We start from the raw sequence: 25185 nt of genomic DNA on the forward strand, positions 1-25185 counted from the left end.
GCTTCAGCGGCGGCATCTTGGACGATCTCCACGACGCAGCAGTCCAGACTCGACGAGTGGAGGACCACCACCGTGGGCGCCACCTTCCCGATCTTGCCTATCCCGTACCAGCCCGAGACCCCACCATGCCCACGCCCAACCCTGCGCGGAAGAGTCGCTGGGTACAGCCGGTCGGCACCATCGGCGCCCTGCTCCCAAACTGCTCCCGAAGTAAGGGGCGATAGCAGAGAAGCTCGTTACCGACGACTCCGGCGACGAGCTTCCTACCTGCAGATGTTGATGGTGGGCGATACTGGGATCGAACCAGTGACCTCTTCGGTGTGAAGCAGGACGCTGCACCGACTCTGACCTGCGGAAACACAGAGCTGCAGCTGGGCGCGCGTGCCGTTGAGCGCTGTTCGGCGCCGTTGGGTGCAGTTGACTGCCGTTGGGTGCACCCGTCTGCTCCCATCTCGCTCCCCCGAGCCTGGCCCCCACGACAGGCAGCCTGGGTCGCCCGCGCTCATGTTGATCCGGCAGGGGGTCGCGCGCCGCGCACAACTCATGAACAGGGGTCACCGCTTGGAAACTGCCATCATCGGTTGGAGCTGCAGCCGGCCGAGGAACTCCCGGATGTGCCCGGCGATCTCGTCGACGTGGGTCTCCAGCGCGAAATGCCCGGTGTCGAGCAGGTGGATCTCGGCGTCGGGCAGGTCGCGCGCGAAGGCGCGGGCACCGTCGGGGCCGAAGATTTCGTCGTTGGCTCCCCACACCGCGAGCAGCGGCAACTGGGTCTGCCGGAAGCACTCCTGCGCCTGCGGATAGATGTCGAGATTCGTCTTGTAGTCCCGGAAGAGCTGAAGCTGGTTCTCGTCGTTGCCCGGCCGGGCGAGTACCTCCATAGCGTGCCGCCAGGCGTCCGGGCTGACCAGGCTGACGTCAGGTACACCGGTCTCGTACTGCCAGCGGACCATCTTCTCGGTGAACGCCTGCCGCGCGGCAGCCTCCGTCTTCGGCCCGGGCTCGTTGGCATATGTGAACAGCGGCTTCCAGAACGCCTCCACGAAACCTTCCTGGTACGCGTTCCCGCTCTGGGTGATGATCGCGGAGATGCTCTCGGGGCGGCGCAGCAGCAGCCGCAGCGCGATCGGTGCCCCGTAGTCCTGCATGTAGACGGCGTACCGGCGGATGTCGAGCTGGTCCAGCAGGCTGGCGGTGACGTCGGTGAGCGCGTCGAAGGTGTACGGGAAGTCGGCCAGCGACGGCGCCGAAGAGTAGCCGAACCCGATGTGGTCGGGAGCCACCACGTGGTACTGGTCGGCCAGCGCCGGGATCAGCTCCCGGAACATGTGCGAGCTGGTCGGGAAGCCGTGCAGCAGGACGAGCGGCGGCGCATCCGGCAGGCCGGCCTCACGGTAGAAGACGTCAAGGCCGTCGACAGTCGCGGTCCGGTGGTGTGTGCCGCCAACCATGGATCCCCCTCCGGTTGCCCCGCCGACCCGACATGCTCATGGGCCGGACCAGCCGGCTGCGCGGTCGGACAGCTCATATGCCGTACTTTCCTCATACTGCCCCGTCGGGGGCCGCTCGGGGCGGGTATGACCTCGACGTACCACCATCCGCGTGGCGACGAGGGCCGCGCGCCGACGGCGCAGAGGCCGGGCGGGTTTCGCCTGGTAGTTGATGGTGGGCGCGGCAGGTTTCAAACCTGCGACCCCTCGCTCTTGTAAGAACTGCGCGCCTCGTCCGGCCGCGTCCGTGCAACGAAGCCTCCGCCCGGTCGATGGTCGACCGGATGATGAAGACCTCGGCCGGCACTTGGCGGGATCTCACCGAGGCGATCCGGCAGGAGTCCAACCGCCGGCAGACTCACTAGGCCCCGTCCTGCCGCGAGCATCCGCAATGACATGGCTTGCCGAGCGGCGACGTCGCACGTCGACATCGAGCCCCAGCGCTGCAGACGAGCGAGTCGTGCCATGGATGGCCGGCGACCCATCAGCCTCGGCGGCCGGTCCGAACCCACTGGAGCGGTCCAGTGCGGAGACCTTCGCTGGTGAGACCGTGAAAGATGATCATCACAATGATGCCGAGTAGTCCCAGTAGCGGGTTTACGATCCAGCCGAGCAGCCCGGCCAATCCGTAGAGAACGAGGCCAGTGATTGGGCGAGCCTCCTGCGCGTGAACGTGGTCTTGGTCGATGTGGCCCGCGCGCAGCGTCGGATGGCGGCGCAGGTAGGCGAAGAACACCAACCAGGGCGCCGACATCAGCGCCGCCGCGAGCGCGTACATGACGACAGCCACCCGCAGGTCGTCGGTGTCACCATCGACGAGCGCCGACGATAGAACCGCAGTCGGAAACGGGATGATCACCACGCCGAAGAGGATGCTGATATTGATCCAACTGAGCGTGAGGGTCGTGCCGCGGACCAGCCGTAGCAGTGCGTGGTGGTTGAGCCAGAGGACGCCGATGTAGACGAACGAAACCACGAAAGCCAGGTAGGACGGGCCCTCCCTGACGAGCGACGTGAGTAGCTCACCCTGGTGGTATTCAGGCACCCGCAAGTCCAACACCAGCAGGGTGATGACGATGGCGAAGACACCGTCGCTAAACGCCGCCAGCCGACCGATGTCGGCCAGGCGAGCAGGGCCTCTCGGCTGAACCTCCTCGGGACCTGCGGACACTGCCGTACGCTAACAGTGAGGGGACCGTGGGCGGGAACGATCACCGGAAACGTCCCCGTCCTACGGCTCCATCTAGTGCGGTGTCCACTAACGTTCACCGGGTTTGCGGTGGGCGTTGTGGATCCTCGCCTTGGGGGCGAGCGACTCCCCACCGGGTGGGGCGGGCCTCCGCGGGCCAACTGATCCTCGCGCCGCCCGGGGTGGGCGGCGGGGGTCACGTCGGGACCGCCCGGCACCGGGCAGGTGCCGGCCGGCTCGACGGTGCGTGACCACCTCCGGCAACACAACAGCTGCCAGGGTGGTGGATCCGCCGCCCGGAACACGGGTGGCGATGCTGGCAGCCGCGACCAGGTCACGGTGGCCGGAGAATGCGCAGTGCGGGCACGACAAGGTGCGTCCACGAGGCTTCGGCACCCGCCTTCGGCAGGCGGGGCAGGTGGACGACGTGCCGCGTTCGTCGACCAGCCGAACACTGATACCGGCCAGGGTGGCCTTGTCGACGAGAATCTGGATCAAGCGGCCGATCTGCCACTGCCGCAACCGCAGGTTGTGCCGCCGCCCCGCAGAAAGGTCCAACACCCCGCGGGGATCACCGACGTGCAACACACCCACCCGCTGCCGCACCGCCCAGGAAACAACCGTGCGGGCGGCCTCATGCTGGGCCTGACACACCCGCCGGCGGTGCCGGCCCTCCACCAGTCGTGCCCGACGCCGGTACTGCCGCCACCGCCGCGACCCCTTCTCACCCGGCTTCGGCGCCCGCCGTGCCACGCCGCGGCGGCGGGCCTTGGTGTCGGCCAGGTGCATGCGGTGTTCGGCGCGGATCGCCCGGCCGGACACCAGCAGTGCCTCCCCGTCGGGGCCGGCCACCGCGTACGGGTGGATGATCCCCAGGTCCACCCCGGCCACGCAGGCCGGGTCCGGTTGTTCACCGGGCGGGTAGACCGCCACCGGTACCTCGGCGGTGACATCGAGAAACAGTCGGCCGCCCACACACAGCAGGGTGACCGAGCGGACCTGCTCGACCGGATACGGCACCTCCCGCGCCAAGCGCACCCACAGCGGGGCACTGCCTTTGGCGGTGGGGATCCGGACCCGAAGTCCGTCGAGGGTGAACGTGCCGTGGTACCAGCGCACCGGCACCAGCCCCCGCCGGCGACGCGGGAACCGCGCCGACACGTCACCGGCGCTGCGGCGTTTCGCCGCTGCGAACCACGCGTCCGAGAACCGGCGCAACACCGACCGGGCCCCGACGGAATCCAGTTCGCCGAACGTGCCCGGCCCGGACGTCGCCAACTCCCGGCACAACTCCTGATAACCGGACAGGGGTACGTCCCGGCGGCGGCGCCGCCACGCGTTGACCTCCAACACGCACGCCCACACATCACCAGCCGAGCGCAACAGCCCGAAACACCGCCGCCGCTGCCCGGCGGTCACCCGCAACGCGACGCGCGCGGTGCGGTGCACGACCCGCGGGGCGGCGGGATCCCGACGACGAGGCACGAACCGAAGACAACACCACCGGTACGACATTTTCCCAACCCCGACCAACCCGGCCAACGTTTGTGGTCAGAGCACTAGTGCGGTGCGCCAGAAATTCGCCTGATAAGTGGGTATGGTGGTGGGATGCCGAGGACTGGGCGTCCCACCCCGCCGCTGACGTTGACCGATGAAGAACGTGCGACATTGACCCGATGGTCGCGGCGGGCGAAGACGGCGCAGGTCCTCGCGATGCGCTCCCGGATCATTCTGGCCTGCGCCGATGGCGGCTCGAACACTGATGTGGCAACGGCACTGGGTGTTCATCTGTCCACGGTGGGGAAATGGCGTCGCCGATTTTTGAAGCTGCGGCTGGACGGACTGATCGACGAGCCGCGGCCGGGTCGTCCTCCGTCCATCGGTTTGGACCGGGTCGAAGAGGTCGTCGTCGCCACCTTGGAGCAGACGCCACGTAACGCCACCCACTGGTCGCGTACCTCCATGGCGGAGAAGTCCGGACTGTCGAAGTCCACCGTCGGACGGATCTGGCGGGACTTCGGCCTCAAGCCGCATCTGGCCGACACGTTCAAGCTCTCCACGGATCCGCAGTTCATCGAGAAGGTCGTCGACGTGGTCGGGCTCTACCACAACCCGCCCGAACGGGCCGTGGTGCTCTGCGTGGATGAGAAGTCGCAGATCCAGGCCCTGGACCGGTCCCAGCCGGTGCTGCCGATGATGCCCGGCATGCCCGAACGCCGCACCCACGACTACGCCCGCAACGGCATCACCAGCCTGTTCGCCGCGTTCAACATCGCCGACGGCACCGTCATCGGCGAACTGCACCGCCAGCACCGCGCGACCGAGTTCAAGAAGTTCCTGGCCACGATCGACAAAGCCGTGCCAGCCGATCTGGACGTGCACCTGGTCTGCGACAACTACGGCACCCACAAGACCCCCGCCGTGCGGGCGTGGCTGGCCCGCCATCCCCGCTTCCACATGCACTTCACACCGACCGGTTCCTCCTGGATCAACCAGGTCGAACGCTGGTTCGGCTACCTCACAGAGCAGAAGATCCGCCGCGGCGCCCACAAGAGCGTTCACAGCCTGGAAGCCGACATCCGCACCTGGATCGCAGACTGGAACACCAACCCCAGGCCCTTCACCTGGACCAAGACCGCCGAGGAGATTCTCGAATCACTCGCACGATTTTGTAGGCGGATTTCTAGCGCAGCACACTAGCCGGGCTGGTCGCCGGCGAGTAGCCCTCAATGGCAGGTGTCGGCCCGGACATGCACACCGCACCACGGCGGCAGGTCGGCTGCCCACACCCGCCAGCCGCCCGCGTCTCGCCGCGTCTCGAACCGCCACGGGTGGGCTGCGCCGCTGGGGTTGGCCTGTTCGTTCCACCAGTTCGGGCGGACCTGGGCGGCTACCGTCGCGCGGTCGTCGTCCTGGTCCTCGACGTCGATCGGTCCGACCGTCTCCAGCTTCGACGGCACGTTGCCGCGTCCATCTCGCCGTGGTACTGACGCCCACTGCCGCAGCAGTTCCTCATGCCGCTCGTCGACCAGCACCCGGGATAGGCCGATCTCCTCTCCGCTGCTCATCTGGAGCACGTACACGCTCACCGCCGCGTCCGGCGTCGCCTCACCTCGATCTGCCTCGGCCTATCGCAGAGCAGCCCACGACACCGGCACTGCCACGATCCCGGTACACAGCACGGCCACGAGCGAGAGAACCACCCACGGCCAATGGCGTGGCGACCGAACCAGCGGCTTGCCTGCCGCCGCCCGGCGACCCGGCAAAGCTGGTACCTCCCCTGGTCCCATACACGGCAACAATGCCCCCGCTGCCCTCGTTACGGCTGCTGGACGGGGTTGGGACTGTGGATTTAACGGTGTTTCCGGCCTGACCCGCCGGGCGTGGTGCCTGGCGAGGAAGGTGCCGTGATGACCGCGACACTGAACGATGTGACCCCACGGAAGAGGAAGCCTGAGCCGTCGGCGGAGGAGCAGGCCGCTGCCGAGCTGGTCCGGCTGGCCAAGGAACAGGGCTTGTCGCTGACCGGCCCGGACGGGCTGCTCAAGCAGTTGACCAAGACGGTGCTCGAGACTGCGCTGAACGAGGAGATGACCGAGCACCTGGGCTATGAGAAGTACGATCCGGCCGGCGCCGGGTCGGGCAACATCCGCAACGGCACCCGGTCCAAGACGGTGCTGACCGAGGCGACTGGTCATGTCGAGATCGACGTGCCACGTGATCGGGCCGGCACGTTCGAACCGCAGATCGTCCGCAAGCGGCAGCGCCGGTTGTCCGGGGTCGACGAGGTCGTGTTGTCGCTGTATGCCAAGGGGCTGACGACCGGGGAGATCTCGGCGCACTTCGCCGAGATCTACGGGGCGTCGGTGTCGAAGGAGACGATCTCCCGGATCACCGACAAGGTCATCGAGGAGATGACCGACTGGTCGCACCGGCCCTTGGACGAGATCTACGCCGCGGTGTTCATCGACGCCATCGTGGTCAAGGTCCGCGACGGGCAGGTCGCCAACCGGCCGTTCTACGCCGCGATCGGGGTCACCCTCGACGGGGACAAGGACATCCTCGGGCTGTGGGCCGGCGCCGGTGGTGAGGGCGCCAAGTTCTGGATGGGCGTGCTGACCGACCTGCGCAACCGAGGCGTCAAGGACGTGTTCTTCCTGGTCTGCGACGGCCTCAAAGGGCTGCCGGAGGTGGTCACCAACGTGTGGCCCCAGACCGTCGTGCAAACCTGCGTGATCCATCTGATCCGCAACACGTTCCGGCTGACCTCCCGCAAGTACTGGGACGAGCTGAAACGCGACATCAAGCCGATCTACACCGCGGTCAACGCCACCGCGGCCCGGGCAGCGTTCGACGACCTCGCGGACAAGTGGGGTGGACGGTATCCGGCGGTGATCCGGTTGTGGGACAACGCCTGGGCCGAGTTCATCCCGTTCCTGGACTACGACGTGGAGATCCGGCGGGTGATCTGCTCGACCAACGCGATCGAGTCGTTGAACGCCCGCTACCGCCGGGCGGTCAAGGCCCGCGGCCACTTCCCGAACGAGCAGGCGGCGCTAAAGTGCCTGTATCTCGTGACCCGGTCCCTGGACCCGACCGGAACCGGCAGGACCCGATGGACGATGCGCTGGAAACCCGCGTTGAACGCCTTCGCCATCACCTTCAGCGACCGCTTCCCGGCCGCTGAGACCTACTAGAAGATCGCCGGAAACACCGTTAGCGAGATAGTCCCACGGGGTTCGAGCCCCAGCTCACGTTGCCTTCGTGCTCTGGCGTGTTGGTGACTTGGACGATGTCGGTGCCGTCCGCTGCTGCTGTATAGATGTCGTCCTGGCCGAGGGCGGGGTTCCACATGCTGAAGGCAAATCGGTTGCCGTCGGGGGACCAGTCGGGCTCGAAGGCGAAGTACCAGCTCTCGCCCGTGTGTAGCTTGATCTGCTGTAGGTCGGAGCCGTCGGGATGCACCCTCCAGATCTGGCCGTGGAAGTTGTTGAACAGCAGCCATTTGCCGTCGGGTGACCAGCTCGCGCAGTTGCGTAGCTTGCCCCACGGGGTGATGCGCTTAACGTTGGTCCCGTCGCTGTCCATTACGAACAGGGCCGAGTTGCCGTTCTTGCGGGTCGGGTCGTCGCGGTAGAAGGCGATCTGTGACCCGTCGGGGGAGTAGTCGCACTTGAGGTCAGTGCCGCCCGGGTAGGGGTTGGTGGTGAGCCTGGTCAGGTAGCTGCCGTCCAGTCGGATCGTGAACACGCCAGAGGCGAAGTCTGGATCTGTCTCGTCCCACGCCTCGCAGGCCAGGTGCGTCTGGTCGGGTGACCAGGTGGTGCAGCCGGCGAGAAACCCCGGGCTGGGCCGGGCCAGCACGTGGAAGCCGGTGCCGTCGGCGTTGTAGAGGCCGGTGCAGCACTGGCCGTCCTCGGTGAGGGCGAGCTGCGCCAGCATCGTGCCGTCCGGAGACCAGGTGGCGCAGCATCCCTCCGCCGAGTCCGGGCTCAGCCTGCGCTCGGCCGTGCCATCCGGGTTGCTGATGAAGACGGCGTTCTCGCCCCGGTCGAACGCGAGTTGCCCGTTGACGGGTGCGCTCGCAAAGGCTGGCGTGGTGCCGCCGAGTAGCAGCCCAGCGAGCAGGGTCGCCGCCGCCGCGAGGCTCCGCATCGTCTGTCGTCCCATGGTTGTCTCTCCGTTGCCTGGTCCGTCCGGCGGCCGGTCCACCACCTGCGTCAAAGGCTCGGACGGGGGGCGGATGCCGACATCCGTGCAGTCACTGAGTGACGGGGATTCGGGCGGCAAGCCGGTTGGTCCCGTCGGCCCCCGGCTCCACGGTCAGCCGACCGCCGAGTGAGCTGATCCGGTCGGGCACGTCGTCAAGCGCCTCCGTCGCGCAGGGCGAGACCAGGTCGAGGACCAGGTCGTCGTCGTACATGGTCACGGCCGCGTCGGTGGGACCCGCAGCGGCGGCCCGGGCGACGAGGAGGTACGCCGTCGTCTCGACCAAGTCCGGGAACCGGCCCTCGGGCAGGTCGAGCAGGCGCAGCGGTGCGGTCTCAGCGAGCGAGGTCAATGCCGCAGCGAGCCCCTCCTCGCGGAGGACGACGGGCGATATTCCACGGGCGAGGGCACGGAGCTGGTCCAGGGCCGCCTGCACTGCCGGCACCGCCGCATACAGCCGTTCGCCGTCCTCCCCAGCCCGGCTGCGCAGGACGCTCAACGCGAACGACAGCGCGACCAGTCGCTGTTGGGCACCGTCGTGCAGGTCCCGCTCCAGACGCACACGCTGCGTGTCGCCGGCCTCGATGAGGCGCAACCGGGAGGCACGCACGTCCTCCAGGACCGCCAGGGTCCGGGCGCGCAGGCCCGCGCTCTCCAAGCCGAGGTGCCCGGCGCCGATCAGCTCGGCGACGAGGACCGGGTCGTCTAGAAGACCGGGCCTGTGCACCAGGACGGCAAATTCGTGGTCGCCGATGGCGAGTCGGGTGGTCCGGCGGCCGTCGGCGGGAACGAGCAGCGGATGCCCGGCCGCATCGACGTACCCGCCGACGTCCAGGGGGTAGGCGACCTCCAGGCCGGGATCGCCGACGCGTTCGGCGACGGCGTCGCGAAGCCGACCGGGCTGGGAGCCCGCGGCAACGTCGACGACGAGCCGGGCGAGGTAGGCGTGGGTGCGCCGGGCGCGTACGAGCTCGGCCACGAAGGTGGCCGCCAGCACGATCAGGGCGATCCCCTGGGCGGCCCAGAGCCGGCTTTCGAGTGCGGTGTGCCCGAGGTGGCCGCGATCGAAGTTGATCAGGAAGGTCCACGCGGAGGCCACCAGGTAGGCACCCCCTCCGGCAACGACGGGTGCCGCCCGCCGTCGCCGGACCGGTGTCGCGCGCACGAGGCGTGCGGTGACCACCACCATGACGACGACCGCCCACGCCAGGCCGATCCGCATCCCCCACTGCGCCGTCCGCTGAAGCGCCCCGGCGTCGTCCGCCAGCACGACAAGGTTGTCGGGGCACGTCGGACACCCCTGGCTGGCCGGGTCGAAGTACACCGTGGGCAGCACACCGAGGAGCGCGATCGTCGCGACGTACCCGACGGCGGCGAGCGGCACGTTCCACCGCGATCGACCCATGTCGACCAGGGTCAGGTGCCCGACTACAGCGGGGCCGGCGTAGCCGAGGCAGAGCGCCGTGGTGAACGTGAGCGCGGATCCGGCCAGCGGCGAGTCCCACTCGGCCACGAACCAGGCGATCGCGACCAGGACCAGGAGCAGAGCCGGCCGTCGACCCCAGCGCAGGACACCTGCCGCGATCGTCAGCCAACCGGCGGTCAGGTACAGGATCAACGCCCACGGTGCGTCCGCGGCGAACGAGTAGCCCTCGCTGTTCGCCGCCAGCCACAGAGAGAGACCGCCGAGCAGGAGCCCGGCTCCGCCAACCGTCAGCCGGAACGGCATGGTCGGATCATTCCAGCCGAGCCGTCACGTGTCACCCTTGACTCAGTGCCTGCACCGATGGCGGATTCGCCGACCCTTCGTAGCGTCCAGGGAGTCGAAAGGAGACGCCATGAAACACTCGTACGCCGCCATCGCCACGGCGCTCTCGTCCGCCTTGCTGGCTTCCGGCTGCAGTGCCGCGCCGGATCGCGCCGGAGGTGACGCTGAGGAGCAGGTGCGGGTGCTGACCTACGCCGTGGTGAACATCGGAGGGCCCAGCGCGGCGGAGACCGAGTGGGCCGACGACGTGAAGCGACTCTCGGACGGCGCGCTCCAGATCGAGTTCAAGAGCGCCTGGCGGCGAGGGGAACCCCAGCAGGAGCAGGGAGTCCTCGCCGACCTCCGCGAAGGAAAGGTCGCCCTGGGCGGCGTGCGGGCGCGGGCCCTGGACCGGGAGGGCTACCTCGGCTTCCAGGCATTGGTAGCGCCGTTCCTGGTCGACAGCTACGCGCTGGAGTCCGCGGTGTTCGACAGCGGAATCGTGGACGACATGCTGGCCGGCGTCACCGCAATCGACGTGGTCGGCATCGCCGTCCTGCCATCATCGCTCTACCGGGTGACCGGCAAGGAGCACGCCTTCGCCGGTCCGGACGACTTCCGCGGCCAGATCCTCGCCACGCAGGACTCCGCAATGAACGAGGCCACGATGAAGAGCCTCGGAGCAACTCCGCATTTCATGGCGAGCAGCTCCGACATCCGGGCGTACGACGGCTACACGGCACCTCCCGGAGCCGTCGCCGGGAACAGCTACCAGAGCTTCCTGCGCCACCTCGCCGGCAACCTCAGCCTAGGCATCCAACCCAGCCTGATCCTCATGGGCAAAGTAACCGAGGGCTCGCTCGACGAGGAGCAACGCAAGATCCTGCGCGAGGCCGCCAGTGACGTGCGCGCTGCGGCGATCAGGGCGAGCCAGGAGGACGACCGGGTCGGGATGTCGGTCCTGTGCAACTCATCGGTCGAGGTCAGTTTCGCCAGCGCTGAGGATCTACAAGATCTCCGGAAGGCCGTTACGCCCGTGTACGACCAGCTCAGGCAGGATCCCCAAAGCGCGGAGTGGCTCGGCCAGATCACCGCCCTCAAGATCAAAACCGCCGCTGCACCGGACGTGGCGACGTGCCCCGATACGCCAACCCCCGCCTCCACCGATTTAGGCATCCCGGACGGGACCTACGTCCGCACCCGGACCAAGGAAGACCTCGAGCGAGCGCCCTACTACCTCTCGTGGTATCCGCCCGGCACGTCGACCCTGACCTTCAGGCGTGGCGTGATGACCAAGATCGACCCGGAGGGGGCGAGTCAGAGTCACACGTATACGTTGTTCCAGGGCCGTATCCACGCCGAGAACAACGGCCCCGTGGACTTCATCGCCTCCTATCACCTAGACGGCGACAAGCTGACGTTCACCGACTTCATCTGGCCCGACTGCACTAACTGCCAGCCGGACGAGTCTGCCTACGGAGGATCCGACCCATGGATCAGGCAGTGAGGGCGGGGTGAGCGACCCGTGTCCGTCGTGTCCGCGTTGGATCTGCTCGTCGGAGCGGTGGTCCTGGGCTCCGGTGCGGTCGCCTGGCGGACGCGTCCCGGGAGCCGCGTGGGTCTGCTCATGGTGCTCGCAGGGCTGGCGTGGTTCGCCGGCTACCTGACACCAAGCCTCGTGTTCCTCCATCGTGGGCCGCTAACCCACCTGCACCTGGCCTACCCGACCGGCCGCCTGCGGGGTCCATTGTCGTGGGTCGCGGTCGCCGCGGCGTACCTCGCCGCGATCACCGAGGCGTTCGCCCGCTCGCCGTGGCTGCAGGTGATCCTGGCCGCCCTGGTGGTGGTCACCGCGTTCCAGGTCTTCGGACGGACCAGCGGGCCCGCCCGCGTGGCAGCTCGCCCTGCGCTCCTGGCGGCATGCGCGTTCGCTCTCGTGCTCCTGCTGGGCGGCGTCAACCAGTTGTTCGCCTGGCGGCTCGACCTGCCTGTCCTGCTGGCCTACGACACGGTAGTCGCCCTCGTGGTCGTGGTGTTGCTCGTGGACCTGCTCCGAGGCGGGTGGACCGACGCTGCGCTCGCCGAGTTGGTCACCAACGTCGGACGAGGCCTGCCGACCGGACTGCGTGCCCAGCTGCGCCGCGCCATGGGAGACCCGGCCGTCGAGATCGGCCTCTGGCGCGCCGACCGAGGCAGCTACGTCGCCGAGGATGGGACCGTGCTCGACCTCACCGGCGACAACCGGGCGGCCACCCGCGTCGACGAGGGGGACGAGCCGCTGGCCGTCGTCGCGCACGACCCCGTGCTTCTGGGCGACCCCGAGCTGATCGCCGGGGTCGCGTCCGTCGTTCGGCTCGCCGTCTCCAACAACCGCCTGAACGCGGAGATCGATGCAGCCGTGACCGAGCTGCGCGCGTCCCGTCGCCGCCTGGTGGAGATCGGGGACGCCCAGTGCCGGCGCCTGGAGGCGGTCCTGGTGGCAGGGCCGTACGAGCAGCTCGACCTCGCCGCCGGAATCCTTCGCGAGTGTGGCCCGCTCAACGGCGAGCGCGATCGGCTCTTGATCGAGCTGCATGCTGCCCGCGCCGAAATGGACGCCTTCGCACGAGGGGTCCGGCCGCCCTCCTTGGCTGCCGGCGGCCTGTCCGCCGCGCTGCGAGAACTTGCCCAGCGGTCGGCCGTTCCCGTAACCGTCACCGCCGACGTCCGGCGGCTGCCGCCGGCGGTCGAGGCCGCGGTCTACTTCTGTTGCTCCGAGGGGCTCGCCAATATCGCCAAGCACGCCGGGGCGACGGCCGCGTCAATCGAGATCACCGCCGACGGGCGCAAGGTGGTCGCCCACATCGGTGACGATGGGGGCGGCGGGGCGGACCGCCGCAGCGCCGGGCTGCGCGGCCTCGCAGACCGGGTTGAGGCGCTCGACGGCATCCTGACGGTGGTCTCCCCGCCAGGCGGCGGCACGCAGCTTGTCGTGAGCCTCCCGCTGGCCGGGAAGGAGGAATGATGCGGGTCGTCATCGCCGATGACTCCATGCTCATCCGGGAGGGCCTCGCGCGCCTGCTCGCCGAGGCCGGCGTCGAGGTCGCGGGGACGGCCGAGGACGCCGCAGGGCTGCTCCGGGAGGTCGCTCTTACCGCCCCCGACGCCGCAGTAGTCGACATCAAGATGCCCCCCACCCACACCGACGAAGGGCTGCGCGCGGCCCAGCGCATCCGGTCCGAGCACCCCAAGGTGAGCGTCCTGGTGCTCTCCCAGCACCTGGAGTCGGACTACGCCCGCCGGCTGGTCGCCGAGGGGCCAGGTCGGGTCGGCTACTTGCTCAAAGACCGGGTCAGCGACATCGACACGCTCCGCGATGCCCTCAACAGGCTGAGCCTCGGCGAGTGCGTCATCGACCCCGCCATCGTGTCGGGCCTTATGTCCAAGCGACGTCCCCCGAGCCCGTTGGACTTCATCAGCCCGCGAGAGCGCCAGGTACTTGTCCTCCTCGCCGAAGGCAGGTCCAACCGGGCCATCGCGGATCGTCTGAGCATGAGCATGCGCACGATGGAGACGCACGTGCGACAGATCTTCAACAAGCTTGGCCTTCCCGAGTCCAGCGAGGACCACCGCCGCGTGCTGGCCGTGCTCACCTACCTGCGATCGACCAATTGACATTCCTGGACTTCACAAGGATGGATTCGGAACTCCGAGGCCTGAGCGACAGAGGCCTGAGCGAGACTCGATAGGACCAGAGAATGGTAATCGCCCCAGGGCCATGAGTTCGGCCATCTGTCGAGTGACCTCGACAGCGTGGCGGGTCGATGGCTGGCTAAGGGACGTCTCGTAACTCGGCGGAGGCGTTGCCTGTGACCGGGTTGGCGCTCACCTGGGACGATGTTGTGGAGATGGGCGATGCCGGAAGCGGTATCGATCAATGTGTGGGCAGCGCGGCGGTAGTCCCGCAGGACTTTCCAGCACTTCATCCTGGCCAGGGCGTGTTCGACCCCGGCGCGGACGCTGCGGTGCTGGGTGTTGAGCTCTTCCTTCCAGGCCGGCAGTTCGCTGCCGTCGGAGGGCTTGCGGTACGGGATGATCACCTCCGGGTTGCCGCGGTATGCGCCGTCGGCCATCACAGGCCGACCCGCGAGCTTCTGGTCGATGCCTGAGGTGCGGTAGACGATGGTGTCGTTGCGGTTTCCCGGCTGCGGGTCGCCGACGGCGATGACGAGACGTGTGCTGGCGTCGATGGCGACCTGCAGGTTGGTCGAGTAGCGGTAGTTCTTGCTCCGCGCGGCGAGGCTGTGGTCCCGCGTGGGGATCAGGCTGCCATCGACGATGGCGATCTGGTCGACCGGACGCCGACGCACGGGGGCGAGAGCCAGCAGCGGGCCGAGGGAGTCGATGACCCGGTGCGCGGCGGAGTGCGACACCCCGAACAGCGGGCCGATCTGCCGCATGGTCAGGTTGGTGCGCCAGTACGCGGCCACCAACAGCACGCGGTCCGCCAGGTCGAGCGCCCACTGCCGGCCCGGCCGACCGTCAGCGATCGTGTCCCCGCCTCGCTCGACGACCAGGCGGACCAGCTTGCGGAACTGGGCGGGTTGCAACCCAGTGAACGGGAAGATCCACTCGGCGCGCGCTGCGGAGATCACCTGCACCCAGGCATCCTCGATGTCGTGCACCGCATCCTGGCGTACCGCGTAACGGGTCCCGTCGTTCAGCGGCGGCGGCGGACCGGCGGCGCATCGCGGCGCGGGACGACCGGACTGCGCCGCCTGGACCGGTAGAGGTGCAGCCGTCGGTTCATCAGACCAGTCCTCCCCATCATGTCGATGGCGAGATCCAGCGCCCGGTTGAACCAGGCCGTTGCCTGGGCGTTGGTGAGCACGTCCGGGACCCGTGCAAAGAACTCGCTCCACTCCCCGTTCCAGTCGAAAGTGATGTGCAGGCCGCCCCGGCCGATGTGCTTGTCCCATGGCAGGGTGACCGTGAAGTCGTCGATCCGGATGCCAAGCTTCGCGAAGTCGTGCTGGAACTGGCGCGGGAAGATGTGGTGGTCGTGCATGGTGCCTGCCTTGATGAGGCGTAGACACTCATCCGGGTTGTCCACCACGCCCGGCGCCCGTACCGGACCGGTTGTCGGCCCGCTCGGAGCCTCGACCGCCTCGGGCCCGGCGGCCCCGGGCGCCTCAATGGAACCCTCCCGGGCGGCACCGGGTGCCTCGATGCTGGTTCCCCTGTCGGCGCCCGGTGCCTGAACCAGCGGTGGCGGCGCGCCGCCGGGCAGGGCTGTACCGCGGTACTCCTCCCCGGGTTTGGTCCGCGCCTCCGGGTGCGACTGCGCTTCGATGACGACATAGATCACACCGGCGACGACCACTGCGCCAAGCACCGCCCAGGGACTGGCCCTGACGGCCGAGCGGAGCAGGATCGAGCCGGCCTGATGGAGCCTCACTCCCAGGCCCGGGAGCGCTGTCCCGCCGACCTCGATCGCGCCCTCGCCGGCCGCCGCCTCCGCGACCTCCGCGGCGAGCTGCATCTCGGCCTCCGCCTCGGCGAAGATCCCCTCGCCCACCAGTTGTTGGCCGATCTTCACGGGGCCCTGACGGCGCCGGGCCACCGGTGACCGAAGCAGGCGCCACGAGCCCGGACGCCACCCCCTCGGCCTGCCGCTCGTGCGGGTCGCCCGGGGCGGACAGCAACGTCTTGCATCCGCCGTGGCCGCCTTGCTGCACCACATGCGTAATCTCGTGCCACAGCAGCCGCTCACCGGCCGGGGAGGCGAGTTCCGGGGCAGTCGGGCCGAGGTGGATGTCCGGGCCGTGGGTGGCCGCGACCGCGCCGATGGCGGCGACGGCACTCCGGGAAGTTGTGTCGTCGTGCACCCGGACCAGGCTGAAGTCGCGGCCGAAGGCCCTCTCGGCGCGCCGTCGCAGCGCGCCGGGCAACGCCACCCCGCCGGAACGGGGCAGCAGCAACTGCTCCGCCGGATGGTGCGGCCCGCCGCCGGGCATCGGTCGGGCGTCGGCGAGGAGACCCGTGACGGCGGCGTTGCCGGCCTGACGCTGCAAGCTCAACACGGCGTGCGACACTCCGCCGGGCGATCGCCGGGACTGCGGCGGGAGGTCCGCGTCGTCTCGAGCCCGCTCGGCGTTGGTAGCGACCCGCTCCTGCCCCATGGCATCCTCTCGCGCCTCACCGTACGCTCATCCTACGATCACTCAGCGCTGCCCCACTCGAATACGACTCATTCACGAGGCGATACCGCGGCAAGTAAGCCGCCTGCCGGCCAGGGTGCGCCGCAGGATCAGAACCGGCCGCTCCGCGGGCTCGTGGTCCGACTCGTTCTCAGCTTCGTCATGTGCCTGATCAACCCCGACTCTCGGGGCACGGCCGTTGACCTTCTGGTGGGCCTCGGCTGGACATCCGTGGGCGTGCCCATCGTCCTGGTGATCGTCGCCTGAGTGTGGGTGGGGCTACGCCAACGACCGGTGGTAGCACGAGCGGACGCCTCACGGCAGATGGAACCGCCGACGGAGCCGGTGAGAAGCCGTGGCTTCATAGGCCGGCAGGTTGACCACTTGAGTCTTCCCGAAGAGGTCACCAGCCAAAAAGCCCTACTCAGCGACTTGCACGTGAGATCGGCGTTCCACTAACTCAGCCTGCGGAGCCGTACGCCCGCAGGAACGCGCGTACTCCGGCGGAGGTCAGCCGGTCGGCCTCCTCCGGCGGGAGCGGGCTGACCCCCCAGTAGGACCGTTGCGTGATCTCGGTTGAGATCAACGCCATGAAATGGGCGGCGGCCTGGGCCGGGCTGCCGTGGACGTCGATCAGGCCACGATCGCCCAACGCGGCCATGGCAGACGCCACCTCGCGGCCCACCACGCGCGGTCCGGCCTCCTGCCAGGCGTCCAAGACCTCGGCCGGGATGTGCGCGGCCTCCGCGTAGATGTGCCGCACCAGCGAGAAGTGGTCGCGGGAGTCCGTTATCAGGCCGACCCAGGCGCGGGCCAGAGCGAGCAGGTCACGTTCAAGGTCGTCAGGATGCGGCGGACGCTCCGGATCCAGGTACCTCCGCAGCTGCGCGAGCTGCTCGTCCCTGACCCGCTCTGCGCTCAACCGCATGATGGAGCGGAACAACTCCTCCTTCCCACCCGGGAAGTGGTTGTAGATGGTGCGAGTCGAGGCGCTGGCCTCGGCGGCGATCGTGTCGATGCTGGCCCGGGAGTAGCCGTCCCGTCCGAAGACCTCGCACGCGGCCTGCACGATCGCTGTCGCCTTGTCCACCCGGCCCCGCCGCGGCTGGGCCGTCCTTGTCTTGTCCTCTGATCCCGCGCCGGTCATCGCTTCATCTCCCACATGTCGATCAAGGCCGATTACAACGACCGTTTTATCTTTTGCAATACTCGTTGTATGCTACCTGACGTGCAGCGAATCGTGGCAATGAAACGAGAGGGGAGACCGCGATGTCTGACTTCGCACCTTCGAACGACCCCGCGCTCCGGGTCGCCGTCATCATCGGAAGTGCTCGTGGCGGCGGCTCCGGCCTGTCGGTCGCCGAGTGGTTCACCGGCCATGTGGGCCACCGCCCCGACATCGATCTGGACGTTGTCGATGTCGCCGGCCTGGATCTTCCCGTGTCCATGCCCGGGCGGGACGGCCTTCCCGCCCCCGCGCCGGGGACTCAGGCCGTTCTCGCCGACGTCAGCCCACGGCTGGCCGCCGCCGAGGCGTTCGTCGTCGTCACGCCCGAGTACAACCACAGCTTTCCGGCCTCGTTGAAGAACCTCATCGACTGGCACTACACCCAGTGGCAGGCCAAGCCGATCGGCTTCGTCTCCTACGGCGGGTTGAGCGGCGGGCTTCGCGCCGTCGAGCAGCTTCGTCAGGTCTTCGCCGAGCTGCACGCCATGACTGTGCGCGACTCCGTCAGCCTGCACGGGCCCTGGTCCGGGCTGGGCGAGGACGGCAGACCGCTCGACCCGGTGGTCCTCGAGAGCGCCGCCAAGAACATGGTCGACCAGCTGTTGTGGTGGGGCCGCGCGCTGCGCACCGCTCGCGCCGAGCACCCGTACGGTATGTGACGGGGGGATGAGCACCGCCACCGGACCGGCACGAACCGCCGGATCCGCCGCCACTCTCGCCCGTACCCTCGTGGTCGTCGTCATCGATCATGGCCGTGCTCGACGTGACCATCGTCAACGTCGATCTCCATCCGCTGGCGACGGTGTTCGACGCGCCACTCGCCACCGTGCAGTGGATCGCCACCGGCTACACGCTCGCTCTTTGCGCCGTGATCCCGCTGGCTGCCTGGGCCATGAGCCGCTTCGGCGCCAAGCGCGCCTACCTCACCGCGTTGGCCCTGTTCACCGGCGGCTCCGCCGCTAGCCACCTCCGGTTTAGACCATCCCGCCACACGACAAACCCACCACCAAAGGAATGATCTTGTGATTGACGTACCTCTCTCTGTCCTCGATGTCGCTCCGGTCGACGCCACCGGATCCTCCGCCGAGGCCCTCCGGCACACCACGGCGCTCGCGGTCCGCGCCGAGGAGCTGGGTTACCGGCGGTTCTGGGTGGCCGAGCACCACAACACGCCGTGGGTCGCCAGTTCGTCCCCGGCTGTGCTGATCGCGCATTTGGCGGCGTCGACCTCGACGATCCGGGTCGGCTCGGGCGGCGTGCAGCTGCCCAACCATGCCCCGCTGGTGGTGGCCGAGCAGTTCGGCACCCTGGAGGCGCTGCACCCGGGCCGGGTCGACCTGGGCATCGGCCGGACGTCCGGCACCGACCAGGTCACCGCGCTGGCCCTGCGCCGGACGACGAAGGGCCTGTCCGCCGAGTCGTTCCCGCAGGAGTTTGACGATCTCATCGGGTACTTCACCAGGCGCGAGCCCCGGATGGGGATCACCGCGATCCCTGCGCTGGGCAACATGCCGAAGATCTGGCTGCTCGGATCGGGCGGGTTCAGCGCGCAGCTGGCCGGCACGCTGGGCCTGCCGTTCAGCTTCGCGCACCACTTCAGCTCCGCCAACACGCTGCCGGCACTGGCCCTGTACCGGCAGCACTTCCGCCCGTCGGAGTACCTCGACAAGCCGTATGCGATGGTCTCGGTCAACGCGATCTGCGCGGATACCGACGAGCGCGCGGAGTACCTGGCCGGCCCGGCCATGCTGTCCTTCCTGCGCATGCATACCGGCCGAGCGCAGCTGCTGGCCAGCCCTGCGGAAGCGGCCCGGTACCCGTACACGCCGCAGGAGCTGGAGCTGGCGCGGTCGCGGTTCGAGGGGCAGGCGCTCGGCTCCCCGGAGACCGTGGCCCGCCAGCTCGCCGAGCTGCGCGAGCGCACGGGTGCGGACGAGCTGATGCTGACCACCCAGGTCTACGACATCGAGGACCGGATCCGCTCGTTCGAGCTGATCGCCAAGCAGGCGGCCACCGCCTGACCCAACGGCCGGCCGCGGGCGAGGCCGGGGGGCCACAATCTGATTGAAGGGGCAACCATAGATGAGCACCGTGACACCAAGCAGGACTTCACCGAGACGGTGCAGGGCGACGGCATCGTGCTGGTGGACTTTTGGGCCGCGTGGTGCGGGCCGTGCCGCCAGTTCGCGCCGGCGACGCACGTCATGACCGGCGGAGGGCACCTGCCCGAGGTCTTCGCACGGCGGCCCAAACGGGCCGACGCCCGGCGCAACTACGAGTCGCTGATCGCGGCGGCCCGCGAGGCGTTCGCGGAGAACGGAGCGTCGGCCTCGCTGGAGGAGGTGGCCCGGCGCGCCGGCGTAGGCATCGGCACCCTCTACCGGAACTTCCCAAATCGACGGGACCTGTTCGAAGCCGTCTACGTCGAGGAGGTCCGAGCGCTCACCCGATCCGCCGCCGACCTCGCCGACCTGCCCCCGTGGGATGCCCTCGTCGCCTGGTTGCACCGTTTCGTCGGATATGCCGCTACGAAGCGGGCGCTGGCTGAAGAGCTGCTGCACGACTCCGAGGTGTTCCGTACGTGTCGGACGGAGATCTACACCGCGAGCGAGCCGATGATGCGCCGCGCCCAGGCGGCCGGGGTGGTCCGCGACGACATCAGCTTTGACGACGTGGTCCGGCTGGTCAGCGGCCTCACAATGGCCCGATTCCCCGAGCCGGACCAGCGCGAGCGGGTGCTCGGCGTCGCCCTCGACGGCCTACGCCCCCCACCCGCGCCGCGCTGACGCTTCGCCAGCGGTCGACCAGCAGCAACCATTCGAAGATGGACGCCGGTCACGATCACGCCGCGACTCAGCCTGGTGCGGCGGTTCGCGAGGTTCACCAACCAGTACCCGTGGCAGTGGCAGCCGGCCGAGGTCGACGCGTTCTTCGCTCATCTCACTTCCGGGCAGCGCCCGCTGGCGGAGTCCACCGGCCGCGGCTATCAGTTGACGTTGCGGCTGTTCTGCGACTTCGTCAGCGACCCCGGCTACGGCTGGGCGGCTGCCTGAGCGGATCGGCCAGGCCCCGGCGAAGATCCTGCACGAGTGGAACACCGTCGCCCACGTCAGCGACTTCGAGGGACGGCCGGGTCGCCGGCCGCTGACCTACGACGAGGTCCAGGCCCTGTTCGACGCGGCGGATGGTAGGGCGGAGGAAATCCGGAAACGGGGCCGTAAAGGTGGAGAACTTGCTGCCGTGGCAGAGGCAGTTGATCGTGCCGCCCTCGACGCGCGAAACCGTGCAGTTCTGGTGGGTGCAGATCGAACTGAAGCCCTTGAATTCGCTCGGATTCGGCTGCGTGACCACGACGCCTTCCTTGGCGAAGATCTTGCCGCCACCGACCGGGATGTCGGTGGTCTTCAAAGGCTGGCCGGCCGCCGGACCGCCGCCGCCGGTGGCGGTAGGGCTAACGGCGGTGGTGGGGGCGCCGGCCCCGTCGCCGGAGTCGTCGCCGCCGCAGGCGGCCAGAACCGCCGCCGCACCGACCGCGCCCGCACCTGTGAGCAGGGCCCGACGGCTCTGCGTGCCCGGCCCGGTGAGCACCTGAACGTCGCTCATACCTCGCCCCTCTCTGCCGCCGTGCCCGTCATGATTCGCGGTCACGTTCCTGCGCACAGAGACCACTCTGTCAGGCGGTTCACCCGGTTTGCGGGGATTCTGGCCGGCCCGGTGGGCCGGCTAGCCCAGGACTAGCCCCAACGCCGTTCAGTTAGGCCGATCGGCTGGCTGTCAAGGTGTGTCGATGCTGAAGCGAGCAGCGGAGCTCCGGTAGAGACGTTGTCACTCCAAGACACCCCGAAACCAGGAGCTCCGCTTGTCGTGTTTCAGGACCTGCATGACAGGGCGGTATCAGGACCTGGGTGACACTCGCCGCCTGTAGCACCGGCCGGAGGCCTGGGCCAAGGTCGACGACCTGATCCGCGCGGGCGGCGACGGATGGAAGGAACTCACCGACCTCTGTCTCCGCCCGGCGGGTAAACGGAGCCGCTCGAACCCGGGCCACCGCAGCACATCCGCATCTGACGGCACTGCCGTGTGGTACGAACGAGCGAAAAGATAGACAGAACCGGCAGAAACGGGCGAGCAGATGGCGAGTGGGGCAGCGGCGCTGCTGCGACGACCCGAGGAACCACGAGCGACGTACCTGGAACTGTTCTTCGACCTGGTGTTCGTCTTCGCGCTCGCGCGGCTCTCGCAGGGGCTGCTGGATCATCTGAGCTGGAGCGACGCCTTCCAGACGCTCGTGTTGCTGCTCGCCCTGTGGACGGTTTGGGCCCAGACGGCGGGGCTCACGGACAGGTTGGACCCGCAGCAGCCGCTGATACAGCTGCTGGTGATCGCGACCATGTTCGGCACCCTGCTGATGGCCGCCGCAGCGCCGGAGGCGTTCGGCGAGCATGGTCTGGTCTTCGCAGGCTTGTACGTCGCCACCCAGATCGGTCGCAGCGCCGCCGTGGTGCTTTTGCTGCGGGGCCACGAGGCGCGGGGCGCCTTCGCGCGGCCACTCTTCTGGTCCTGCGTGTCCGCAGTGCCGTGGATCGCGGGTGCTGTCGCGCACGACACGGCGCGTGGGGTGCTGTGGGCGCTGGCGGTGGCCGTGGAGTACGGGGGAATCGCATTCGGCTTTCCCACACCACGGCTGGGTCGCGCGACGCGTGCAGCCGAGTTCGCAATCTCCGCCCCACATCTGGCCGAGCGCTACCGGCAGCTCTTCATCATCGCGCTCGGCGAGCTCATCCTGGTCACCGGTTTCACCTTCAGCCGCGGCAGGTTCGAGCCCGACCGGATAGCCGCGGTCGTGGTCGCGTTCACCACCACGGCGCTGCTGTGGCGGATCTACATCCACCGCGCCGGGCGGCTGCTGGCAGAGGCCATCGCAGCCGCCCCCGACCCATTCCGCGCGGTCATCCCGGCGAATTACGCCCACCTGCTCATGGTCGCCGGCATCGTCGCCATCGCCGTCGGCGACGAACTTGTCATCGAGCACCCGCTCGGACACACACCACCGGCCTGGATCACCGTCATCCTCGGCGGATCCGCGCTGTTCCTCGCCGGACGGGGCATGTTCGAGTACACGGTGTTCGGCCGGGTCTCCCGCTCCCGACCGATCGGGGTCCTCGTACTCGCCGCCATATCGCCGGCGGCGTACTTCCTGCCGCCGCTGCTGGTCGCCATGGCACCTGCCCTCGTCCTGGCCGGAATCGCCATATCCGACGCAGCCCGTGCCCGAGGACGCCCACCCGAGCCGCCCTCACCACCTGGCCCGAATTGAGTACGTTGCTTGCAGCGGGTCGAGGCCGCTGGGCCCTCGCAGTCGCGCTGGACTACGGCGTGGCCAGGCTCAACTACCCCACCCCAGGCCTGGGCCGCTCCATCTCAGCTGACTGGAGCATCAGCGCCGACAACCTCGCCGAGCGTTACCGGCAGATCCTCATCTGCTCTGCGGGCGAAATAGTCCTCGTCAGCGGTCAGACGCTCACCCGCGTCGGCTTCGGCCAGACCCACACCATTGGATTTGTTGTCGCGTTCGCCGCCACCGTCCTTCTGTGGCGGGCCTACTTCCAGGGCTGGCCACTCACTCGGCGAGGCTGTCGCCTCCGCCAAGAACCCTGGCCGGATCGCAGCCGCGGTGACCTACACCCACTTCCTCATGGTTGCCGGCGTCATCGTGACCAGCGTCGGCGCCGAACTCGTCATCGCCAACCCCGTCGACCACGCCCCGCTGTCGTGGACCCTCACCATCCTCGGCGGGCCCGCCCTGTTCCTCGCCGGGCGGGCGCTGTTCGAAAAACCGGTTTTCGGCCACGTGTACTGGTCGCGCCTGATCGGCGCGGCCGTGCTCGCCGTCAGCATTCCCGCGATGCGTGGACTACCAGCCTTCATGATCGGTGTCGCCGCAGACCTCGGCATCCTCGGCACCCTCATCGCCCCCTGGGCCATCCGGATAGCACGCGCGCACCGTCGAGCGACGCCGTCAGACCAGCACCCCAGCGGGGTCCGCTCCCTGAAGTAGGCCGGCAGAGAGCGAGGCCGACGGGCCATTCACGGGCCACAATGCGATGCCGCGGGAGGCCAAACCAGGCCTTTGGCGGCCACGTCCATCTGACGAGAGGCGCACCGCCGGCCCGATCCTGTCCAATTCCCAACCTGTTCCCGGGTCCCGTTGGGCCGCCGCGCATGCGGAAAATGCGGTGAGAGGTGCGGTCATCGTCGCCGGCCGTGTCATGACACCGGCTCCGATGACATCGGGCTGTCACGCCCCGATGACTGCACCGTCGTCTCAGCGGTCGACGCCGCGATGACATCGACGGCGTCCGGTGTGACATTGCGGTCTACGACCGTTTCGCCGCGGCCGGACGCTAGTCGTTGTGAGCGCTCGTGAGCGGCTGTGAGTGTCATCGCCGGCGTAGTCATCGTCGCCGTCACCAGTCGGGCGGACACCTCGCCCGGCAGGCGGGGAGAGTCGATGCCATGGCGGTTGGCGGTGTCACAGTGCAGTTAAGGGGCTGTGTGGGACGCCATCATGACCAGACGGCGCAACCGCTAATCCTGTAGCGCGGGCAGCGACACATCAATGCACCTGATCCGGCAGTCTGGTGCCGATCGCGACCGGCTCCGACAACGGCTCCGGTAGCTGCTCCGCCTGGCCGGTCGAGGTGGGTGCTGTGGGTAACAGGTTCAGGAACCGGGTGAGCACGGGGGAGGTGTCCGCCGTCCGCCACATCGCAGCCGAGATCACCAGCCGATCGGCGTCGCGGACAGGGACGTAGCGGAGCCCCTCGGTACGCAGGAGCCTGGTCGACTCTTGCACCAGGGCCACCCCGAGCCCGGCCGCGACCAGCGTGAGCTGCGTGCCAAGCTCCCCGACGTACCGGATCGACCGGGGGCTGTAGCCGCCTCGCCCGCACATCGAGACGAGATCGTCGTGCCAGACGGCGCAGACGTCGCGGCCCAGCATGACGAGTGTCTCCCCGTCGAGGTCGCGTAGCCCGACCTCGGCACGTGCGGCCAACGCGTGCCCCGCCGGCGCGGCGACGAGGAACCGCTCGGTCGACAGGGTCCGCATCCGCAGCTGCAGCTGCCCGCATTCGACATCGCCGAGGGTACTGAGGAACGCGACGTCGACCACGTCATCGTGCAGCGGCTGACCGAGGACGCCCATGGGCAGCTCCCGCAGGCTCAGCTCCACCTCGGGCACGACCCGCTCGAAGGCAGCCAGCGCGGTGAGGAACGGCTGCGACGAGGCGGTCGGGTGGTAGCCCACGCGGAGCCGGCCCAGCTCCCCGCGCCGCGCGCGTTCGGCCACCGATTCCGCCGCTCTCGCCTGCTCCAGCGTGCGCCGCGCCTCCACCAGGAAGAGCCGGCCGACGTCGCTGAGCGCCGTGCGGCGGCGCTCGCGCACCAGCAGGTCGACCCCGAGCGCCGACTCCAGGCGCAGGATCTGCTGGGAGAGGGCCGGCTGGGCCACGTGCAGCCGGGCCGCGGCGCGGCTGAAGTGCAGCTCCTCGGCGACGGCGACGAAGGCCTCCAGGTGCCGTAGGTCAAACTTCATATGCGCACGTTATCAAGTCATCCAGAACTCGTCTTTGATCTTATGA

The 25185-nt window shown here is 68.7% G+C and carries 22 protein-coding genes and 3 pseudogenes; 13 read left to right on the top strand and 12 right to left on the bottom strand.

Features of this window, described 5'->3' with window-relative positions:
• Positions 1-554 precede the first annotated feature (554 nt).
• The 3 genes from EV384_RS23475 to EV384_RS23485 all read right to left on the bottom strand — a co-directional run bounded on the left by EV384_RS23475 (position 555) and on the right by EV384_RS23485 (position 4164).
• A complete protein-coding gene (locus EV384_RS23475) occupies positions 555-1451 on the bottom strand; it encodes an alpha/beta fold hydrolase (protein WP_130336558.1) in 897 nt (298 codons plus the stop codon).
• A gap of 523 nt (positions 1452-1974) precedes the next feature.
• The gene (locus tag EV384_RS23480) at positions 1975-2661 is read right to left on the bottom strand and encodes a TMEM175 family protein (protein ID WP_130336560.1); all 687 of its coding nucleotides are present in this window, start codon (positions 2659-2661) and stop codon (positions 1975-1977) included.
• An 87-nt stretch (positions 2662-2748) separates the two neighbouring features.
• Positions 2749-4164 (bottom strand): RNA-guided endonuclease InsQ/TnpB family protein, encoded by a 1416-nt coding sequence (locus tag EV384_RS23485; RefSeq protein WP_165440043.1) that lies wholly within the window; start codon positions 4162-4164, stop codon positions 2749-2751.
• Between the two features lie 123 nt (positions 4165-4287).
• Here EV384_RS23485 and EV384_RS23490 point away from each other — a divergent pair, with 123 nt between their 5' ends.
• Positions 4288-5379, top strand: a complete 1092-nt coding sequence (locus EV384_RS23490) for an IS630 family transposase (RefSeq protein ID WP_130328966.1) — start codon at positions 4288-4290, stop codon at positions 5377-5379.
• A gap of 26 nt (positions 5380-5405) precedes the next feature.
• On the opposite strand, the gene EV384_RS23495 is transcribed toward EV384_RS23490, so the two are convergent.
• Entirely contained in the window at positions 5406-5768 is a 363-nt protein-coding gene (locus EV384_RS23495) for a hypothetical protein (protein ID WP_130336564.1), read from the bottom strand.
• Between the two features lie 321 nt (positions 5769-6089).
• Between EV384_RS23495 and EV384_RS23500 the strand changes: the two genes are divergently transcribed.
• Positions 6090-7376 carry an IS256 family transposase gene (locus EV384_RS23500; protein ID WP_423202900.1) on the top strand — a complete coding sequence of 429 codons (1287 nt, stop codon included), beginning with the start codon at positions 6090-6092 and terminating at the stop codon, positions 7374-7376.
• A 19-nt stretch (positions 7377-7395) separates the two neighbouring features.
• On the opposite strand, the gene EV384_RS23505 is transcribed toward EV384_RS23500, so the two are convergent.
• Positions 7396-8349, bottom strand: a complete 954-nt coding sequence (locus tag EV384_RS23505) for a TolB family protein (protein WP_130336566.1) — start codon at positions 8347-8349, stop codon at positions 7396-7398.
• Between the two features lie 91 nt (positions 8350-8440).
• Positions 8441-10117, bottom strand: a complete 1677-nt coding sequence (locus EV384_RS23510) for a histidine kinase (protein ID WP_130336568.1) — start codon at positions 10115-10117, stop codon at positions 8441-8443.
• Between the two features lie 109 nt (positions 10118-10226).
• Here EV384_RS23510 and EV384_RS23515 point away from each other — a divergent pair, with 109 nt between their 5' ends.
• From EV384_RS23515 to EV384_RS23525, 3 genes are read left to right on the top strand one after another with little or no spacing between them, the layout of a single operon-like run.
• Positions 10227-11642 carry a TRAP transporter substrate-binding protein gene (locus EV384_RS23515; RefSeq protein ID WP_165440044.1) on the top strand — a complete coding sequence of 472 codons (1416 nt, stop codon included), beginning with the start codon at positions 10227-10229 and terminating at the stop codon, positions 11640-11642.
• A gap of 18 nt (positions 11643-11660) precedes the next feature.
• Entirely contained in the window at positions 11661-13139 is a 1479-nt protein-coding gene (locus tag EV384_RS23520) for a sensor histidine kinase (RefSeq protein ID WP_130336572.1), read from the top strand.
• The gene (locus tag EV384_RS23525; RefSeq protein ID WP_130336574.1) at positions 13139-13789 is read left to right on the top strand and encodes a response regulator transcription factor; all 651 of its coding nucleotides are present in this window, start codon (positions 13139-13141) and stop codon (positions 13787-13789) included. Before EV384_RS23520 ends, EV384_RS23525 begins: the two co-directional genes overlap by 1 nt.
• Before the next feature lie 221 nt (positions 13790-14010).
• Here the strand turns inward: EV384_RS23525 and EV384_RS23530 are convergent.
• The 4 genes and pseudogenes from EV384_RS23530 to EV384_RS23545 all read right to left on the bottom strand — a co-directional run.
• Positions 14011-14775 (bottom strand): annotated as a pseudogene (locus tag EV384_RS23530) (transposase family protein); the annotation flags it as partial.
• A 59-nt stretch (positions 14776-14834) separates the two neighbouring features.
• Complete coding sequence (locus tag EV384_RS36305) at positions 14835-15713, bottom strand: TIGR02269 family lipoprotein (RefSeq protein ID WP_242624235.1); 879 nt, start codon at positions 15711-15713, stop codon at positions 14835-14837.
• A gap of 181 nt (positions 15714-15894) precedes the next feature.
• Positions 15895-16296, bottom strand: a pseudogene (locus EV384_RS37370) (eCIS core domain-containing protein); the annotation flags it as partial.
• A 478-nt stretch (positions 16297-16774) separates the two neighbouring features.
• Positions 16775-17461, bottom strand: coding sequence for a TetR/AcrR family transcriptional regulator (locus EV384_RS23545; protein ID WP_130336578.1), 687 nt, complete (start codon positions 17459-17461; stop codon positions 16775-16777).
• Between the two features lie 122 nt (positions 17462-17583).
• On the opposite strand from EV384_RS23545, the gene EV384_RS23550 reads away from it, so the two are divergent.
• From EV384_RS23550 to EV384_RS23570, 5 genes are all read left to right on the top strand, one after another.
• The gene (locus EV384_RS23550) at positions 17584-18201 is read left to right on the top strand and encodes an NADPH-dependent FMN reductase (RefSeq protein WP_130336580.1); all 618 of its coding nucleotides are present in this window, start codon (positions 17584-17586) and stop codon (positions 18199-18201) included.
• Positions 18202-18290: 89 nt separating this feature from the next.
• A complete protein-coding gene (locus EV384_RS23555) occupies positions 18291-18560 on the top strand; it encodes an MFS transporter (RefSeq protein ID WP_130336582.1) in 270 nt (89 codons plus the stop codon).
• Between the two features lie 4 nt (positions 18561-18564).
• A complete protein-coding gene (locus EV384_RS23560) occupies positions 18565-19563 on the top strand; it encodes an LLM class flavin-dependent oxidoreductase (RefSeq protein WP_130336584.1) in 999 nt (332 codons plus the stop codon).
• Positions 19564-19620: 57 nt separating this feature from the next.
• On the top strand, positions 19621-20328 hold the full coding sequence (locus EV384_RS23565; protein ID WP_278045689.1) for an SbtR family transcriptional regulator: 708 nt from the start codon (positions 19621-19623) through the stop codon (positions 20326-20328).
• 75 nt (positions 20329-20403) lie between these two features.
• Complete coding sequence (locus tag EV384_RS23570; RefSeq protein ID WP_130336588.1) at positions 20404-20595, top strand: hypothetical protein; 192 nt, start codon at positions 20404-20406, stop codon at positions 20593-20595.
• On the opposite strand, the gene EV384_RS23575 is transcribed toward EV384_RS23570, so the two are convergent.
• On the bottom strand, positions 20561-21145 hold the full coding sequence (locus EV384_RS23575) for a Rieske (2Fe-2S) protein (RefSeq protein ID WP_130336590.1): 585 nt from the start codon (positions 21143-21145) through the stop codon (positions 20561-20563). The two genes, EV384_RS23570 and EV384_RS23575, sit on opposite strands and share 35 nt — an antisense overlap.
• Before the next feature lie 529 nt (positions 21146-21674).
• On the opposite strand from EV384_RS23575, the gene EV384_RS23580 reads away from it, so the two are divergent.
• The 3 genes and pseudogenes from EV384_RS23580 (at position 21675) to EV384_RS23590 (ending at position 23600) form a co-directional block, all read left to right on the top strand.
• On the top strand, positions 21675-22859 hold the full coding sequence (locus EV384_RS23580) for a low temperature requirement protein A (protein WP_130336592.1): 1185 nt from the start codon (positions 21675-21677) through the stop codon (positions 22857-22859).
• Between the two features lie 59 nt (positions 22860-22918).
• Positions 22919-23095 (top strand): annotated as a pseudogene (locus EV384_RS37375) (hypothetical protein); the annotation flags it as partial.
• Positions 23096-23216: 121 nt separating this feature from the next.
• The gene (locus tag EV384_RS23590) at positions 23217-23600 is read left to right on the top strand and encodes a low temperature requirement protein A (protein ID WP_242624239.1); all 384 of its coding nucleotides are present in this window, start codon (positions 23217-23219) and stop codon (positions 23598-23600) included.
• A gap of 558 nt (positions 23601-24158) precedes the next feature.
• On the opposite strand, the gene EV384_RS23595 is transcribed toward EV384_RS23590, so the two are convergent.
• Entirely contained in the window at positions 24159-25139 is a 981-nt protein-coding gene (locus tag EV384_RS23595) for a LysR substrate-binding domain-containing protein (RefSeq protein WP_130336596.1), read from the bottom strand.
• Between the last annotated feature and the right edge of the window lie 46 nt (positions 25140-25185).

This window comes from Micromonospora kangleipakensis (assembly GCF_004217615.1).
Lineage (GTDB): Bacteria > Actinomycetota > Actinomycetes > Mycobacteriales > Micromonosporaceae > Micromonospora > Micromonospora kangleipakensis.

Excerpts from the sequence above, each read along its gene's own strand:
- EV384_RS23475 (WP_130336558.1), bottom strand. The coding sequence starts at position 1,451 with ATGGTTGGCGGCACACACCACCGGACCGCGACTGTCGACGGCCTTGAC.
- EV384_RS23490 (WP_130328966.1), top strand. The coding sequence starts at position 4,288 with ATGCCGAGGACTGGGCGTCCCACCCCGCCGCTGACGTTGACCGATGAA.
- EV384_RS23500 (WP_423202900.1), top strand. The coding sequence starts at position 6,090 with ATGACCGCGACACTGAACGATGTGACCCCACGGAAGAGGAAGCCTGAG.
- EV384_RS23505 (WP_130336566.1), bottom strand. The coding sequence starts at position 8,349 with ATGGGACGACAGACGATGCGGAGCCTCGCGGCGGCGGCGACCCTGCTC.
- EV384_RS23510 (WP_130336568.1), bottom strand. The coding sequence starts at position 10,117 with ATGCCGTTCCGGCTGACGGTTGGCGGAGCCGGGCTCCTGCTCGGCGGT.
- EV384_RS23515 (WP_165440044.1), top strand. The coding sequence starts at position 10,227 with ATGAAACACTCGTACGCCGCCATCGCCACGGCGCTCTCGTCCGCCTTG.
- EV384_RS23525 (WP_130336574.1), top strand. The coding sequence starts at position 13,139 with ATGCGGGTCGTCATCGCCGATGACTCCATGCTCATCCGGGAGGGCCTC.
- EV384_RS23545 (WP_130336578.1), bottom strand. The coding sequence starts at position 17,461 with ATGACCGGCGCGGGATCAGAGGACAAGACAAGGACGGCCCAGCCGCGG.
- EV384_RS23550 (WP_130336580.1), top strand. The coding sequence starts at position 17,584 with ATGTCTGACTTCGCACCTTCGAACGACCCCGCGCTCCGGGTCGCCGTC.
- EV384_RS23555 (WP_130336582.1), top strand. The coding sequence starts at position 18,291 with ATGGCCGTGCTCGACGTGACCATCGTCAACGTCGATCTCCATCCGCTG.
- EV384_RS23575 (WP_130336590.1), bottom strand. The coding sequence starts at position 21,145 with ATGAGCGACGTTCAGGTGCTCACCGGGCCGGGCACGCAGAGCCGTCGG.
- EV384_RS23580 (WP_130336592.1), top strand. The coding sequence starts at position 21,675 with ATGGCGAGTGGGGCAGCGGCGCTGCTGCGACGACCCGAGGAACCACGA.
- EV384_RS23595 (WP_130336596.1), bottom strand. The coding sequence starts at position 25,139 with ATGAAGTTTGACCTACGGCACCTGGAGGCCTTCGTCGCCGTCGCCGAG.